At 70.5% G+C, this 14,013-nt stretch carries 16 protein-coding genes; 3 read left to right on the forward strand and 13 right to left on the reverse strand.

Annotation, left to right across the window (positions count from 1 at the left end; all coding sequences use genetic code 11):
- Positions 1 to 7 precede the first annotated feature (7 nt).
- The 9 genes from N0B51_RS02340 to rsfS form a co-directional block, all read right to left on the reverse strand.
- Positions 8 to 928 (reverse strand): glycosyltransferase family protein, encoded by a 921-nt coding sequence (locus N0B51_RS02340; protein WP_259960571.1) that lies wholly within the window; start codon positions 926 to 928, stop codon positions 8 to 10.
- A gap of 6 nt (positions 929 to 934) precedes the next feature.
- The gene (locus N0B51_RS02345; protein WP_259960572.1) at positions 935 to 2,161 is read right to left on the reverse strand and encodes a glycosyltransferase family 2 protein; all 1,227 of its coding nucleotides are present in this window, start codon (positions 2,159 to 2,161) and stop codon (positions 935 to 937) included.
- Between the two features lie 79 nt (positions 2,162 to 2,240).
- Entirely contained in the window at positions 2,241 to 2,837 is a 597-nt protein-coding gene (locus N0B51_RS02350) for a hypothetical protein (protein WP_259960573.1), read from the reverse strand.
- A 61-nt stretch (positions 2,838 to 2,898) separates the two neighbouring features.
- On the reverse strand, positions 2,899 to 3,396 hold the full coding sequence (locus N0B51_RS02355; protein ID WP_259960802.1) for a demethoxyubiquinone hydroxylase family protein: 498 nt from the start codon (positions 3,394 to 3,396) through the stop codon (positions 2,899 to 2,901).
- 10 nt (positions 3,397 to 3,406) lie between these two features.
- Positions 3,407 to 3,877, reverse strand: coding sequence for a disulfide bond formation protein B (locus N0B51_RS02360; protein ID WP_259960574.1), 471 nt, complete (start codon positions 3,875 to 3,877; stop codon positions 3,407 to 3,409).
- Positions 3,877 to 5,214, reverse strand: coding sequence for a S41 family peptidase (locus N0B51_RS02365; RefSeq protein WP_259960575.1), 1,338 nt, complete (start codon positions 5,212 to 5,214; stop codon positions 3,877 to 3,879). Before N0B51_RS02365 ends, N0B51_RS02360 begins: the two co-directional genes overlap by 1 nt.
- Positions 5,215 to 5,331: 117 nt before the next feature.
- Complete coding sequence (locus N0B51_RS02370; RefSeq protein WP_259960576.1) at positions 5,332 to 6,540, reverse strand: murein hydrolase activator EnvC family protein; 1,209 nt, start codon at positions 6,538 to 6,540, stop codon at positions 5,332 to 5,334.
- An 18-nt stretch (positions 6,541 to 6,558) separates the two neighbouring features.
- Positions 6,559 to 6,984: a 23S rRNA (pseudouridine(1915)-N(3))-methyltransferase RlmH gene (locus N0B51_RS02375; protein ID WP_259960577.1), complete on the reverse strand. Its 426-nt coding sequence runs from the start codon at positions 6,982 to 6,984 to the stop codon at positions 6,559 to 6,561.
- Positions 6,985 to 7,043: 59 nt separating this feature from the next.
- On the reverse strand, positions 7,044 to 7,466 hold the full coding sequence (rsfS, locus tag N0B51_RS02380; protein WP_259960578.1) for a ribosome silencing factor: 423 nt from the start codon (positions 7,464 to 7,466) through the stop codon (positions 7,044 to 7,046).
- 387 nt (positions 7,467 to 7,853) lie between these two features.
- Between rsfS and galE the strand changes: the two genes are divergently transcribed.
- Positions 7,854 to 8,888 carry a UDP-glucose 4-epimerase GalE gene (gene galE, locus N0B51_RS02385; RefSeq protein ID WP_259960579.1) on the forward strand — a complete coding sequence of 345 codons (1,035 nt, stop codon included), beginning with the start codon at positions 7,854 to 7,856 and terminating at the stop codon, positions 8,886 to 8,888.
- On the opposite strand, the gene N0B51_RS02390 is transcribed toward galE, so the two are convergent.
- The 4 genes from N0B51_RS02390 to N0B51_RS02405 form a co-directional block, all read right to left on the reverse strand.
- On the reverse strand, positions 8,885 to 9,535 hold the full coding sequence (locus N0B51_RS02390) for a nicotinate-nucleotide adenylyltransferase (RefSeq protein ID WP_259960580.1): 651 nt from the start codon (positions 9,533 to 9,535) through the stop codon (positions 8,885 to 8,887). The two genes, galE and N0B51_RS02390, sit on opposite strands and share 4 nt — an antisense overlap.
- Positions 9,536 to 9,538: 3 nt before the next feature.
- Complete coding sequence (locus tag N0B51_RS02395) at positions 9,539 to 10,600, reverse strand: aldo/keto reductase (protein WP_311201819.1); 1,062 nt, start codon at positions 10,598 to 10,600, stop codon at positions 9,539 to 9,541.
- Positions 10,597 to 10,875, reverse strand: coding sequence for a hypothetical protein (locus N0B51_RS02400; RefSeq protein WP_259960581.1), 279 nt, complete (start codon positions 10,873 to 10,875; stop codon positions 10,597 to 10,599). Before N0B51_RS02400 ends, N0B51_RS02395 begins: the two co-directional genes overlap by 4 nt.
- Before the next feature lie 79 nt (positions 10,876 to 10,954).
- A complete protein-coding gene (locus tag N0B51_RS02405; RefSeq protein ID WP_259960582.1) occupies positions 10,955 to 12,226 on the reverse strand; it encodes a glutamate-5-semialdehyde dehydrogenase in 1,272 nt (423 codons plus the stop codon).
- A gap of 234 nt (positions 12,227 to 12,460) precedes the next feature.
- Here N0B51_RS02405 and N0B51_RS02410 point away from each other — a divergent pair, with 234 nt between their 5' ends.
- Together N0B51_RS02410 and N0B51_RS02415 are read left to right on the forward strand one after the other, a co-directional pair.
- Positions 12,461 to 13,615 (forward strand): M23 family metallopeptidase, encoded by a 1,155-nt coding sequence (locus N0B51_RS02410; protein WP_259960583.1) that lies wholly within the window; start codon positions 12,461 to 12,463, stop codon positions 13,613 to 13,615.
- Entirely contained in the window at positions 13,608 to 14,003 is a 396-nt protein-coding gene (locus N0B51_RS02415) for a bactofilin family protein (protein WP_259960584.1), read from the forward strand. Before N0B51_RS02410 ends, N0B51_RS02415 begins: the two co-directional genes overlap by 8 nt.
- Positions 14,004 to 14,013: the final 10 nt, after the last annotated feature.

Genomic DNA, 14,013 nt, shown 5'->3' on the forward strand with positions numbered 1-14,013 from the left:
GACGGGTCTACAGCGCGCCCGAAAGGCGCGCCCGCACGCGCGGAACGACCCGCTGGGCGAGCCGCGAGAGGTGCAAATAGCGCAGCGCCGCCACCGGGCCGAGCCGGGCGATCTCGGCGAAGCCCCGCAGCACGTCGAGCGGATTGCCCGCGGCCGCGCGCGCCAGCAGGATATTGACCCTCACGGAGGCACGGCAGATTGCGTCGAGCGGGCTTTCCTGCGGCAAGTGCCGGTCGAGCACTGCCGCCAGCTGCGCCTCGAGGTCGCTCCGGTTGCCGGTCATCGTCTGCGACGCGCCATGGATGCGAAAACCCGTCCGCGGGACCGGGTCGTAAAACCCCGGGCCGCGTGCGGCGAGCTTGAGCCACAAGTCCCAGTCGGGGGTATACCAGAGCGCCTCGTCCATCCCGCCGACCGCCAGGTAGGCGTCGCGCCGGAACACCGGGGCCGGCATCGCCACGGTATTCTGCACCAGCAGGGCGTCATGCAGCGCTTGCCCCTCGACACGGCCGGGCGCCACCGGGATCGACCAGGTACCGAGCTGGCGGCCGCAGGCATCGACGATGCGGGAGGCGCTCAGGAACAGGTGCGCGCCGGGCGCCGTATCCAGATCGCGCAGGAACGCCTCCATCCGTCCGGCCAGCCACAGGTCGTCCTGGTGCAGGGTGCAGACGTGGTCGGTAGACGCGGCCGCTACGCCGAGGTTGGTCTTGCGCGTCCAGCTCGGCACGTCGGGCCACCACGCGTAGTCGATCGACAGGCGGTCGGCGTAGGACGCGACCAGATCCGCGCACGGGCCGGCAGGGGTGGAATCGCGGATCACTACCGCGAGCCGCGGGTCTCGGACCGGCAGGCTGTCGAGCGCCGCGCCGAGCCATCGCTCGCCGCCATGAACCGGCATGACGACCGTCAGGAGGCGGCCGGTCACGGCAGGTTACCGCGCAGAGGGCGTGAAGCGGTTGTCGTTGCCGGCGATGATCGCGAGCATGAACCCGCCGACCAGCGTCTGCATCCCGATCGCGCCCGTGATCACCGCGAGGGTCAGCGGCAGCTGGCTGTCGAGTGCGGCGAGGCCGCTGCCGATCCACTTGGCACCGATTGCGCCCAGCCCGACGATCGAGGCCAGGACCAGGCCGGCGCCGAGAACGAGCATCGTCTCGAGCGTGAACATCGGGCCGATCCGCGCGAGCAGCGGGTGCAGCCGCCGGTAGCCGCTGCGCACCCCGTGAAGATGGGTGGCTGCCGCGCACAGCAGCGCGAAGTGACCGCCCGTGGCAAGGAACCCGCCCACGATCGTCCAGCTCGTTCCGAAGAAGCTCTCGCTGGTGAACACGTGAGTCCAGTGGAGCATCGCCCCGCCAAGGATGATCGCGGCAAGTGTCAGCGCGAGCAGGCCGGGAATGCCGAAGACCCACGTCGGGCTCAGCATGAAGAGGTAGCGCAGGTGCCGCCAGCCGTCGCGCCACGGACGCAGGTGCGGTGCGCGCTGGCGCAGGTCGGGCGAAAGCGTCGCTGGCACCTCGGCCATGTCGAGCTTCAGCAATGCGGCCTTGATGACCATCTCGCTGGCGAATTCCATCCCGCTGCCGGTGAGGTTGAGCCGCTCGAACGCATCCTTGCGGATCGCGCGCAGGCCGCAGTGGGCATCGCCCATGCCGGTGCGGAAGAAGAGGTTGAGAATGCCGGTGAGCGCGGGGTTGCCGATGTGGCGGTTCTTCCACGGCATCGCGCCCGGCGCGATCCCGCCGCGAAACCGGTTGCCCATGCACAGGTCGCGGCCCGCGACGAGCTGGGCGACCATCGCCACGCCTTCGGTGAAGTCGTAGCTGCCGTCACAGTCGCCCATCAGGATGTAGGTGCCGAGCGCTCCGCGGCAGCCGCCGATCAGCGCCGCGCCGTAGCCGCGGTCGGTGACCGGCACCACGCGCGCGCCGAGCTCGGTCGCGAGCGCCTGGCTGCCGTCGGTGGAACCGTTGTCGGCGATCACGATCTCGCCCGAGAGATCGAGTTCGATCCGCAGCCGCGCGAGGGTCTCGAGCGCCCGGCCGATGCAGTGCGGCAGGCTGATCGACTCGTTCAGGCAGGGCATCACGATGGTAACGTCGGGCCGATCGGCCCCGGTCACCTGGAGACCGTCGAAGCGGTCGATCGTCGCGTTCATTTAGCCCCCCAAATCCCTTGCCCTCCAATGAGTGACGGGATTTGGTTAATTTTCCCTCAAGCAGGGACCGGGCGGGGGGCTAGTTGCCCGGCGGCGGGGGCGGCGTATCGGCCTCTCCAGGCAGCGCGCCTGCGCGCTCCTTCTCGAGCCGTTCCATGTACTGCTTCTCGAGTTGCTCGACCCGTGCCTGCGTCTCGGCCGCCTCGTCATCGATCGTCGCGAGGCGTTCGGCCCGCGCGGCGGCGATGAGTTCGGAAAAGCGCACGTTCGCGCTTTCGCGCTTGTCGGCGAAATAGGCGTCGATGAGCTGCTGGGTGCAGCCGGTGAAGCCGCCCGCGCCGACGGTCGAGCACGACATCGTGCCGGACTTGCCGATAAGGTCGAGCCGTTCGACACGGCGCGCCCAGGCCATGTTGGCCGGGTCGTCGCTGAAGCGCAGCGCCTCGGGAATGCGGTAGCGGTCGTTCTCGGGCAACCGCGCGACCACCACGATCTCGTCGCCCTGCGCCTCGGGAGCGGGATCGTCACCGTAGAGGATGACCATGCGGACCTTGTCGCCGCCGGCATCCTGCGCCGCGGCGGGAATCGCGATCATCGCGGCGGCGGCAAGCAGGGGAAGTGCAATCTGGCGGATCATCGTGTCGTCCTCGTCGAATATGCCGGGCCATCGGGCCATAGCGGGCCTGAACTGCCTATGAAGTGCTTATCCCAAGCGCATTGATCTGCGCCAAGGTTCCTCAGATCCGCTCGGCCAGGCGGATCGCGACGCGGCAGCCCAGGCGGATCGCGCCCGCGAGGAGTGGGTAGGCGGGGGCCCGTTCGGCCCCGGCCGCCAGCGCGGCGTCGCGGTGCTCGCGCTCGTCGTCGCGGAATTCCTCGATCATCGCGGCCAGTTCGGGATCGCCGCCGTCGGCGCGAAGTTCATCGAGCTGCGCCGAATAGTGTCGGTCGATCTCTTCCTCGACCGCCGCGGTGCAGGCCATCGCCGCCTCGGGGCCGAGCAGGGCCGTCCCCGCGCCCAGCGCATATCCGGCGACGTGCCAGAACGGCTGGAGCGCGCTGGGGCGGACCCCGCGCGCCGCCATCAGTGCGTCGAAAGCCTCGCGGTGGCGGCGCTCCTGCTCGGCCATGCCGGCGATCTCGGCGGCATGGGGCGCGCGGTCGCCCATCACCGCGAGCTGGCCCGCGTAGATCCGCTGCGCGCCGTACTCGCCGGCCTGGTCGACGCGGATCATTCGGTTGGTGTCAGGTTTCACTGCGCAGCCCCAGCAGCCGGAGAATGGCAAGCGCGGTAGCAGTCGAGATCAACGCGTTCCACCCTGCGAGCGAGATGCCGAAAAAGCTCCACTGGACCTCGTCGCAGCGCACCAGCGGCGCGTTCATGATCGCCTCGAGCGGATCGCCGCCCCCCGAGGAAAGCGAGCTGCAGGCCGTCAGGCCTTCCCACCAGCCGTATTCCACCCCGGCGTGAAACGCCCCGATTCCCCCGGAAACGAGGATCGCGAACCCGGCCAGCGCGATCCACATCCGTTTCGGCGCGGCGACCGTCGAGAGCAGCGCGAGCCCGACCGCCGCGAAATGCGGATAGCGTTGCCACCAGCACATCTCGCACGGGTAGAGGCCGAAACCGTATTCGCCGAGGTACGCGCCGCCGAGCAGCAAGGCGGGAACCGCCAGCGCCAGGCGCTGTGCCAGCCTGTCGGAACGGGTCGGCATCAGTTGCGGCGGGCCATCGCGCTCGGCGTCGTCCGCCGCAAGGTGTCTAGGGCGTAGGTGAGCTGGAAATCCTCGATGCCCTTTTCCTTGAGCTGATCGGCCGTCATCTGGAACCGCGGATCGTCCTTGCGGTCCTTTTCGAGTTCCTCGTCCTTGAGCGCCGCCTCGTTGACGAGGTGGCCGCGCAGGTCGGATTCGCGCAGGCGGAACTTCTCGCGCTTGGCGAGGTCGGGATCGGACAGCTGCGGCACCTGGATGTCGGGGGTGATCCCGCCCTCCTGCACCGAGTGGCCCGAGGGGGTGTAATAGCGCGCCGTCGTCAGCTTGAGCGCCGCGGTCCGGCCCAGCGGCAGCAGGGTCTGGACGCTGCCCTTGCCGAAGCTGCGTTCGCCCATCACGACCGCCCGCCGCTGGTCCTGCAGCGCGCCGGCGACGATCTCGCTCGCCGAGGCCGAGCCGGCGTCGATCAGCACGATCACCGGCACGCCCTTGGCCATGTCGCCGCGGAACACGCTCTCGGCATTGTAGACGAGAGATTCGCCCTTCGCCCGGCCGCGCTGCGACACGATCTGTCCCTTCTCGAGGAACAGGTCGGACAGCGCCACCGCCTCGTCGAGCGATCCGCCGGGGTTCTGGCGCAGGTCGAGGACGAGGCCGTTGACCCGGCCCGCCGCCTGCTTCTTCAGCTCGTTCCACGACTTGAGCACGTCGGCGCCCACGTCGCGGCTGAACTCGTTGACCGAGATGTAGCCGATGTTCCCCGCCTCGAGCTTGTGGGTGACCGGCTCGAGCTCGATCACGCCGCGGGTGACGGTCACGTCGAAGGGCTCCTCGCGGCCGGCGCGGAAGATCGTCAGCCGGATGGTCGAGCCCGCCGGTCCGCGCATCTTGGCGACCGCGTCGTCGAGCTCGCCGCCGTAGATCAGCTTGCCGTCGAGGTGGGTGATGTAGTCGCCGGCCTTGATCCCGACCTTGTCCGCCGGGCTGCCCTTGAACGGCGAGACGACCTTCACCGCGCCGTCGTCCATCACGACCGACAGGCCGAGGCCCGAATAGTTGCCGTCGATCATCGTCTCGAGCCGCTGGAGGTCGCCGCCGTCGAGATAGGCCGAGTGCGGGTCGAGACTGGCGAGCATCCCGTCGATCGCGCCGCGGATCAGCTTGTCGTCTTCGACCGGCTCGACATAGCTCGCCTTGATGCGCTGGTAGACCGCGAACAGCTTGGCGAATTCGGGACCCGCCCGGCCGTCGACCTGGGCGAGGCCCGCGGTGGTCGCGGGTATCAGCGCGATCGCGCTGACCAGGGCGGCGGAACGGACGATGGCGGCGAGTTTCATGTAACGGCGATCCTCGAGTGACTTTGCCCGCTTGTATCGCGCGGCGGGCGTTAACGCCAGATGAGGCGGCGCGCGCGATCGCGGCGTCCCGCGGCGGGACCGGGCCGCACGGCGCGGTCAGCGCAGGAAATCGACCGGGTTGACCGGCTCTCCGGCCCGGCGAAGCTCGAACCCCACGACCGGGCGGCCTGCGCCCGCCACCCCGAGCGTAGCCCCTGCGACGAGGGTATCGCCGACCGCGACGTCGACCCGCGCGAGGCCGGTGACGAGGCTGGTGAAGCCGCCGGCGTGTTCGACGATGACGATCCGGTCGAACCCGCGAAACGGCCCGGCGAAGGCGACCCGGCCGGCGGCGGGAGCGACGACCAGGGCGCCTGCGGCGGGGGCGAGCGCGATGCCGTTGGCCAGCCCGCCTGTCCCGGTCGGCTGACCGAAACCCGATACGGTGCGCCCGCTTACCGGTAGCTGGAAGGCGGGCGCGCGGGCGGTCGGCGCGGCGTCGGCCGGAGACGCGTCGGCGAGAACCTCGCTCGCCCCGGGCCGCGGCGGGCGCAGCAGCGGGCCGGGCAAGGCAGCCAGTTGCTGTCGCAGCGTTCCGGCGGCGTCGAGCCGTGCGACGAGCGCGTCGAGGTCACGCGCCTCCTCCGCCAGCGCCAGCGCCCGTTCCGCCTCGCGCGCCGCGACGCCGCCCACCCGCCGGGAAGCGAGGCGCTGGCGCGTCTCGAGGGTGGCCAGTCGGGTGCGCCGATCGGCGAGCGCGCGTTCACCGTCTCTCAGCGCGGCATAGGCGGCGCGCGCTTCGGCTTCGACCGCCTGGACGCGGCCCAGTTCGCCGCGCAGCGCGGCGGTCCGGCGGCGGACTTCGGGCAGGGTCGTTTCCAGCACTGCCCTCAGGTGGACCGTCTCGCGCAGCGATCCCGGCCGCAGCACCGCCAGCGCGAGCGGGCGGCGAGCGAGTTTCTGTAGGCCCGCGGTCAGCCGGACCAGCGGCCCGCGCCGCTCGGCCAGGCGCTGCTCGATCCGCGCCCGCTCGCTCCGTGCAAGGGCGATGCGGGCCCGCGCCGCGGCGATCTGGGCCTCGGCCTGCTGGATGCGCGCGGCGACCGCGGCGGCCTCGCGCGCGGTCTTCTCGGCGGCGGCGCGGGTCGCACGGGCTTCGACCTCGAGCCGGCTCGCCCGTGCGCTCGCGGCACGGGCCTGGGCGCGCGCCTCGGCGAGCGCGGTCCGCGTCTCGCCCGCGTCGCGGTATCCGCTGCCCAGCTGCGCGAACGCGCTTGCACCCAGCACGAGAGCGGCCATGGCCGGCAGGGCGAAGCGCAGCGTCATCGGCCCCTTCTAGCGCGATCAGCCGCTGCGATGATAGGGATGGCCCGCGAGGATCGTGGTCGCGCGGTAGAGCTGCTCCATCAGCATCGCGCGGGCCAGCAGGTGCGGCCAGGTCATCCCGCCCATCGCCAGCAGCAGGTCGGCTGTGCCGCGCTCCGCGTCGGAGTGACCGTCGGCCGCGCCAAGCACGAAGCGCGCCTCGCGCACGCCTTCGTCGCGCCAGCGGCCGAGGATCGCGGCGAATTCCTCGGAAGACAGGGACCCGCCCCGTTCGTCGAGCAGCACTGTGCGGCAGGGGGTGACCGCGTCGGGCACCCTGCCACCGGTCTCGGGCAATTCGGTGAGCCTGACCGGCCAGGTCAGCCGCTTTTCGTAGCGGGCCACGAGCTCGGCCTCCGGCGAACGGCCGATCTTCCCGCGCGCGATCACGTGCAGCTGGGTCATGTGTCTGCGCCCTCACGCGCCGGGCGCGAGGCCGACCCCGCGCGCATTGGCCGTCCGGCCTAGGCCGTGCCGGTGCCCGCGACCTTCTCGTCGCCGAAGCCCCACATCCGTTCGAGGTTGTAGAAGCTGCGCACCTCGGGCCGGAACAGGTGGACGACGACGTCGCCGGCATCGATCAGCACCCAGTCGGCGGCGGGCAGACCCTCGACGCGGGCCGGCCCGAACCCCTCGGCCTTGACCTTCTCGGCAAGCTTCTGCGCCATCGCGGCGACCTGCCGCGTCGAGCGGCCCGAGGCAATCACCATGTGATCTGCGATCGAGCTCTTGCCGGCGAGCGGGATCGAGACGAGGTCCTGCGCCTGGTCGTCGTCGAGCTGGGCGAGGACGAGCGCGTGGAGCCGATCTGCGGGTTTATCGGATTGCGTCACCGGGCCTCCGGGTGAAACGCCGGCGGCGGCCGGCAGGGAATGCGCCTGTTGCATAGGCGTTGGACAAGCTCCTTCGATGGGAAAGACAACGGCACGAGGGCACCAACGCGCGTCATTCGGGCGGAGTTTCCTCCGGCGTGCGGAACGATTTGCGATGAGCACCGGGGAGCGGCGCGGCCTGAAGGCTGGCATTCCGGCGCGGGGCCGGAAGACTGTCGACAATCCAACGCGTCAGCACGTGCGGCCGATGCACTCCCGTTGCCCGCGGTTACCGGATGGACCGGGCGGAGGCGGGCGCTCCGCCGGGCAGGTCCATGATAGCTTGCCCGCGCCCGCGCTGCAACGACCATCGCGGCCCATTGCCCGCGGCCGCCTTGCGCCGCCGCCAGGCGGCTGCGATAGGACGCCCGATTGCCGAGGCCAGCGGACGGGGCGAAGATCATGAGCGGACCATCTGAAGGCCCGGGGGCGTGCCCGGTGCTCGTCACCGGCGGCGCGGGCTACATCGGCAGCCACGCCGTCCTCGCGCTGCGCGACGCGGGCTATCCTGTCGCGGTCATCGACAACCTGACCACCGGCTTTCGCTTCGCGGTGCCCGAAGACATGCCCTTCTACGAGGGCGACATCGCGGACGCTGCGCTGCTCGCCCGCATCTTCGCCGCGCACGGCATGGGCGACGGCGTGGGCGCGGTGATGCACTTCGCGGGTTCGATCGTGGTCCCCGAATCGGTCGAGAACCCGCTGAAATACTACCACAACAACACCGCCAAGAGCCGCGCGCTGATCGAAGCAGCGGTGAAGGCGGGGGTCCCGCATTTCATCTTTTCGAGCACCGCGGCGACCTATGGCGTCCCCGAGGTCGAGCGGGTCGGCGAGGATTGCCCGCAGGTGCCGATCAACCCCTATGGCTGGTCGAAGCTGATGACCGAGCGGATGCTCGCCGACACCGCATTCGCGCACGCGCTCAACTACTGTGCGCTGCGCTACTTCAACGTCGCGGGTGCCGACCCGCAGGGGCGCAGCGGGCAATCGACCGCCGGCGCAACGCACCTGATCAAGGTCGCGGTGGAAGCGGCGCTGGGCAAGCGCGACCACGTGGCGGTGTTCGGCACCGATTACGACACCCCCGACGGCACCGGCGTGCGCGACTATATCCACGTGTCCGATCTTGCCGCGGCGCACGTGCTCGCTCTGGAGGCGCTGGTCGCGGATCCCGGGCGCTCGCTGCAGATGAACTGCGGATACGGGCGCGGGTTCTCGGTGATGGAGGTGCTCGACGCGGTCGACCGGGTGACCAACACGCCGATCGAGCGCCGGATCGGGCCGCGCCGCGCGGGCGATCCCGGCTGCCTCGTATCGGACAACGCGCGGATCAGGGCGACCCTGCCGTGGGAGCCGCGCTACGCCGATCTCGACACGATCGTGCGTCACGCGCTCGCCTGGGAGCGCAAGCTCGACGCGATTCACCGCGGCTAGTCGATCCGCCGCCCGGTGACGCCATCACGCGGGTGCCGCCCCGCATACCGCTCCGCCCAGTCGGGATCAGCCCGGCGCAGCGCGGTGGCAGATATCGGGTCGGGATCGTAGCGCAGCCAGACCAGTGCGGGCGGCGCGGCCTGCCCCTTGCGAAACCCCGCGGACGAAACGCGATGGCGCCGCAGCCATGCCATCGCCGGGCTGGTGAAGGCCCTTGCCTGGTAGCCGGGTCGCGCGAACACCGCGATCGGCACCAGCCGGGCGATCGCGCGCCAGTCCTTCCACCGGTGGAACTGCGCCAGGTTGTCCGCGCCCATGATCCACACGAACCGTCGACGCGGGTAGCGCCGCAAGAGCGCCCGCAGCGTGTCGATGGTATAGCGCGTGCCGAGTTCGCGCTCGATCGCGGTGACCCGGATCGGTGCGCGGCGCGCGGCCGCCTTCGCCGAGGCCACGCGGACAGGCAGCGAAGCCATGTCCCTGCCCGACTTCAGGGGGTTGCCGGGCGACACCAGCCACCAGACCGAGTTGAGGCCCAGCCGGTCGATCGCGGCGAGGCTGATGCGGCGGTGCCCCCGGTGCGCGGGGTTGAAGCTGCCTCCCAGCAGGCCGGTCGCCCGCCCCTTGCGCGTCGCGCGGCCCGGCATCCGTCAGCCGGGCTGGCGGCGCGGCGAGACCTTCTCGTCGCGGTAGCTTCCCTGCCGCGCGAGCATCCAGCCCGGGTATTCGGGCGGCAGGCGGCTGACCTTGTGCAGCGCCTTCAGATCGTCCGCGGTGAAGGTGACATCGCAGGCACCGATGTTGTCGGCCAGCTGGTCTTCGCGCTTGGCTCCGACGATCACGGTCGAGACCGCTGGCTGGTAGAGCAGCCACGCCAGCGCGAGCTGCGCCACCGTCTTGCCCTTGGCCTCGGCCATCGCGCGCAGCGCGTCGATCACGGCCCATCCCCGGTCGGAGTCGACATAGGGAAAATCGAACTGTGCCCGGCGCCCGTCGCCCTCGCTCCTGTCGTCCTGCCCCCGCGTATACTTGCCGCTGAGCAGTCCGCCGGCGAGCGGCGACCAGACCATCAGGCCCACGCCTTCGCTCTGCAGCATCGGAATGATCTCGCGCTCGAGGTCGCGGCCGGCGATCGTGTAGTAGGCCTGGAGCGAGGCGAACTTCTCGATTCCCAGCCGCTCCGACAGGCCGAGCGCCTTCATCACCTGCCACGCCGCCCAATTCGACACACCGATGTACCGCGCGCGGCCGCTGCGCACGATGTCCTCCATCGCGCGCAACGCCTCTTCCATCGGGGTCTGCGAATCCCACCCGTGGATCTGGTAGAGGTCCACGTGATCGACCCCCAGCCGCTCAAGGCTCGCGTCGATCTGGTTCATGAGGTGGTAGCGGCTGACCCCGGCATCGTTGGGTCCTTCGCCCATCGAACCCATCGCCTTGGTCGCGATCACGACATCGGAGCGCCGGATGCCGAGGTCCTTCAGCGCCTGCCCGGTGAACCGTTCGGACTGGCCGCGGGTGTAGACGTTGGCGGTGTCGAGGAAGTTGATCCCCGCATCGAGCGCCTGTTTGACCAGCGCGGTCGACGCGGGCTGGTCGAGCCCCGCCACCGCGGCGAACATCCCGGGATCGGTCCCGAACGTCATCGTGCCGAGGCACAGTTCGGACACGATCAGGCCGGTCGAGCCGAGCCGGTTGTAGCGCATGGTCATTTGCCCGCGGCCAGCATTTCCTTGATCTGCTCGCGGTAGAGCATCGAGCCCGCGGTGCACATCGCGGTCCCCGCGACCAGCCCGCCGAGGAACCCTGCCGCGGCGCCGAACCCGGCGCCGGCGGCGCCCATGACCGCGCCCGCGCCGCCGACCGACAGGCCGGTGGTCTTCGCGCACCGCTTGGCGAGCTCGAAGACCGACTGCTGTTCGTCGTACGAATAGAAGCCGAGCTTCACGATCTCTTTCTGAAAATCCCGAAAATCCATTTCAGCCATGAAACCACCCCATGATCGCGGCACCGAGAGGTGAACGGTCCGTCACCGCGGGCGGCCTGTCAAGCATACCGATGGCCGGTCAGCCGCGCACCTGCCCGGTTCCCTTCACCAGCCACTTGTAGGTCGTCAGCCCTTCGAGCGCGACCGGACCGCGGGCGTGGAGACGCCCGGTGGCGATGCCGATCTCCGCGCCGAGGCCGAACTCGCCGCCGTCGGCGAACTGCGACGAGGCGTTGTGCATCACGATCGCCGAATCGACTTCGCGCAGGAAGCGTTCGGCCACGTCCGCGTCTTCGGTGACGATCGCGTCGGTGTGGTGCGATCCGTGCGCGGCGATGTGCGCCATCGCCTCGTCCGGCCCGTCGACGACCGCGACCGACAGGACCGCGTCGAGATACTCGGTATCCCAGTCCGCGTCGTCGGCCGGCGTCACCCGCGGGTCGATCGCCTGCGCCCGCGCGTCGCCGCGCACCGCGCAGCCCGCGTCGACGAGGTCGCCGACGATGGCGGGGGACCCGGGAAACGCGGCGTCGAGGAGCAGGGTCTCCATCGCCCCGCAGATGCCCGTCCGCCGCATCTTGGCGTCGAGCGCGATCCGGCGCGCCTTGTCCGGGTCTGCGGCGGCGTGGACGTAAGTGTGATTGATCCCGTCGAGGTGCGCGAGCACGGGAACGCGCGCGTCGGCCTGCACCCGCGCGACGAGGCCCTTGCCCCCGCGCGGGACGATCATGTCGATCAGCCCCGCCGCCGCGAGCATCGCGCCCACGGCGGCGCGGTCCTGGGTCGGCAGGAGCTGGATCGCCTCGCCGGGCAGTCCCGCGCTCTCCAGGCCACGCACCATCGCCGCGTGGATCGCTCGGTTGGACCGCACCGCCTCGCTGCCGCCCCGCAGGATGGCGGCATTGCCGACCCGCACGCACAGCGCGGCCGCATCGGCCGTCACGTTGGGGCGGCTTTCGTAGATGATCCCTATGAGCCCGATGGGGATGCGCACGCGCTCGAGCACGAGGCCGTTGGGCCGCGTGTCGCGCGAGATCGCCTGCCCGACCGGGTCGGGCAAGGCGGCGACCGCGGCGACCGCAGCGGCTATGCCCTCCAGCCGGTCCGCGTCGAGCCGCAGCCGGTCGAGCATGGCGGGGGTCAGCCCCGCGGCCTCTCCCGCGGCCACGTCCTCTGCATTCGCCGCCAGAATGACCGGCGCATCGGACCGGAGGGCGTCCGCCGCAGCCTCGAGCGCGCGGGCGCGCTCGCACGAATCGCTGCGCGCCAGCCTGCGCTGGGCCAGCCGGCCGGCACCGGCCAGCCGGTCGATCAGCGCGGCCGCGTCGCGGGAGGGTTCGTCGAGGGCCATTGGCCCCCTCTAACACCACGCCGCGCAAGGACCAGCCAGTAAAACCGGGCGCGGCGCAACTCGCGGGAGCCGGGTCTGTTCCCGCGCTGGGAAGATAATTTCGCTGTTTGAGAACGTTTCGTCCCGCGACTCTAACGACTCGCCCCGAGAGTTAACGAGTCGATTCGACCGCCCCGACCTTGTTTGCTAGCCGCCCTGACGGGATAAGAACGGGACATAGGGGTCGTACCTCACATGAATGCTGTCGCCGGCGGCTGGACGAGCCGCCTGCGTACCTGGTTTCCGGATCGCGAATTCTTCATGCGTTCGCAGGGCCAGGTCCGCTTCATCAAGATCACCGGACGGGTGCAGATGATCGTCGCGGGCGCCGTGCTCGCGGCGCTGCTCGCGTGGGGCATCTCGATGGCCGTCATGGGCTGGTTGCAGTATCGCGCCGCCGCCGACCGGCTTTCGCTGCTCGAGCGTGAGGCCACCGTCGCCAAGTCCGAGGAGCGCGTCGGCGCATACCGGGCGAACATCCAGGAAGTCGCCGACGACCTGCAGCGACGCCAGGACTTCATCGAGGAGATGACCGAATCGCTCCCCGACGACGTCAAGCGCGTCGGCACGGTCACCGATTCGGCCGGCGAAGCGGCGAAGACGGTGTCGAAGGTCTCGGCCCTGATCCCCGAGGCCGGCGCCCTCGCCCGGATCGAGGCGCGCCAGCTCGCCTACGTCGAGAAGCTGACCCGGTACGCCGACCGCCGCGCCGAGAAGAGCGCCGCCGCGATCCGCAAGCTGGGCCTCGACCCCAAGGCCATGCTGCGCGCCGCGAGCAAGGGCGCGATGGGTGGCCCGCTCGAGAAGCTCGCCACCGAGAGCGACGGCTCGATCGACCCGCGCTTCGAGCGCCTCGGCCTGAGCCTCGCCCGCATGGAGGCGCTCGACCGCAGCCTGTCCGGCATTCCGCAGTACCGGCCGGCCAAGGTCGAGATGCTTACCTCGAGCTTCGGCTTCCGCCGCGATCCGTTCACGGGCGCGTCGGCGATGCACTCGGGCCTCGATTTCCGCGGCCCGGTGGGCGCGCCGATCTATGCCGCCGCGGATGGCCGGGTCAGCTTCGTGGGGCGCAAGAGCGGCTACGGCAACGTCGTCGAGATCAGCCACGGCAGCGGGATGATCACCCGCTACGCCCACATGTCCAAGTTCCACTCGCGCGTGGGGCAGGCGGTCGCCGCGGGCGACGTCATCGGCGCGATCGGATCGACCGGCCGTTCGACCGGTCCGCACCTCCATTTCGAGGTGCGCGTCAACGACCGCGCGGTAAACCCGCGCCCCTTCCTGGAGGCCGCCCCCCATGTTCTCAAAGAAGCCCGACGAGTCCGCACCATCGAGCCCGCCAATGGCTAGGCAGGCACCCAGCGGTTCGACGTTCTCGGTGATCGGGAGCGACGTCGTCATTCGCGGCAACATCGAAGCGACCGTCGATCTCCACATCGACGGGCGGGTCGAGGGCGACATCACCTGCGCCAGCCTCGTCCAGGGCGCGGGCAGCCATGTCGAAGGCGCGATCGAAGCCGAGACAGCCCGGCTCGCCGGCACCATCAGCGGGTCGATCACCGCGCGCGAGCTCGTCGTGCTCAAGAGCGCGAAGATCAACGGCGACGTCCACTACGACGCGCTGACGATCGAGCAGGGCGCCGAGGTCGAAGGCCGTTTCGCGCACCGCGTTCCGTCGAAGACGGGCGCCGCGAAGCCCGCCGATGACGGCGAGCCCAAGCTGACCTTGGCCGGCTGACCTTGGCCGG

The organism is Tsuneonella litorea (assembly GCF_025154015.1).
Lineage (GTDB): Bacteria > Pseudomonadota > Alphaproteobacteria > Sphingomonadales > Sphingomonadaceae > Tsuneonella > Tsuneonella litorea.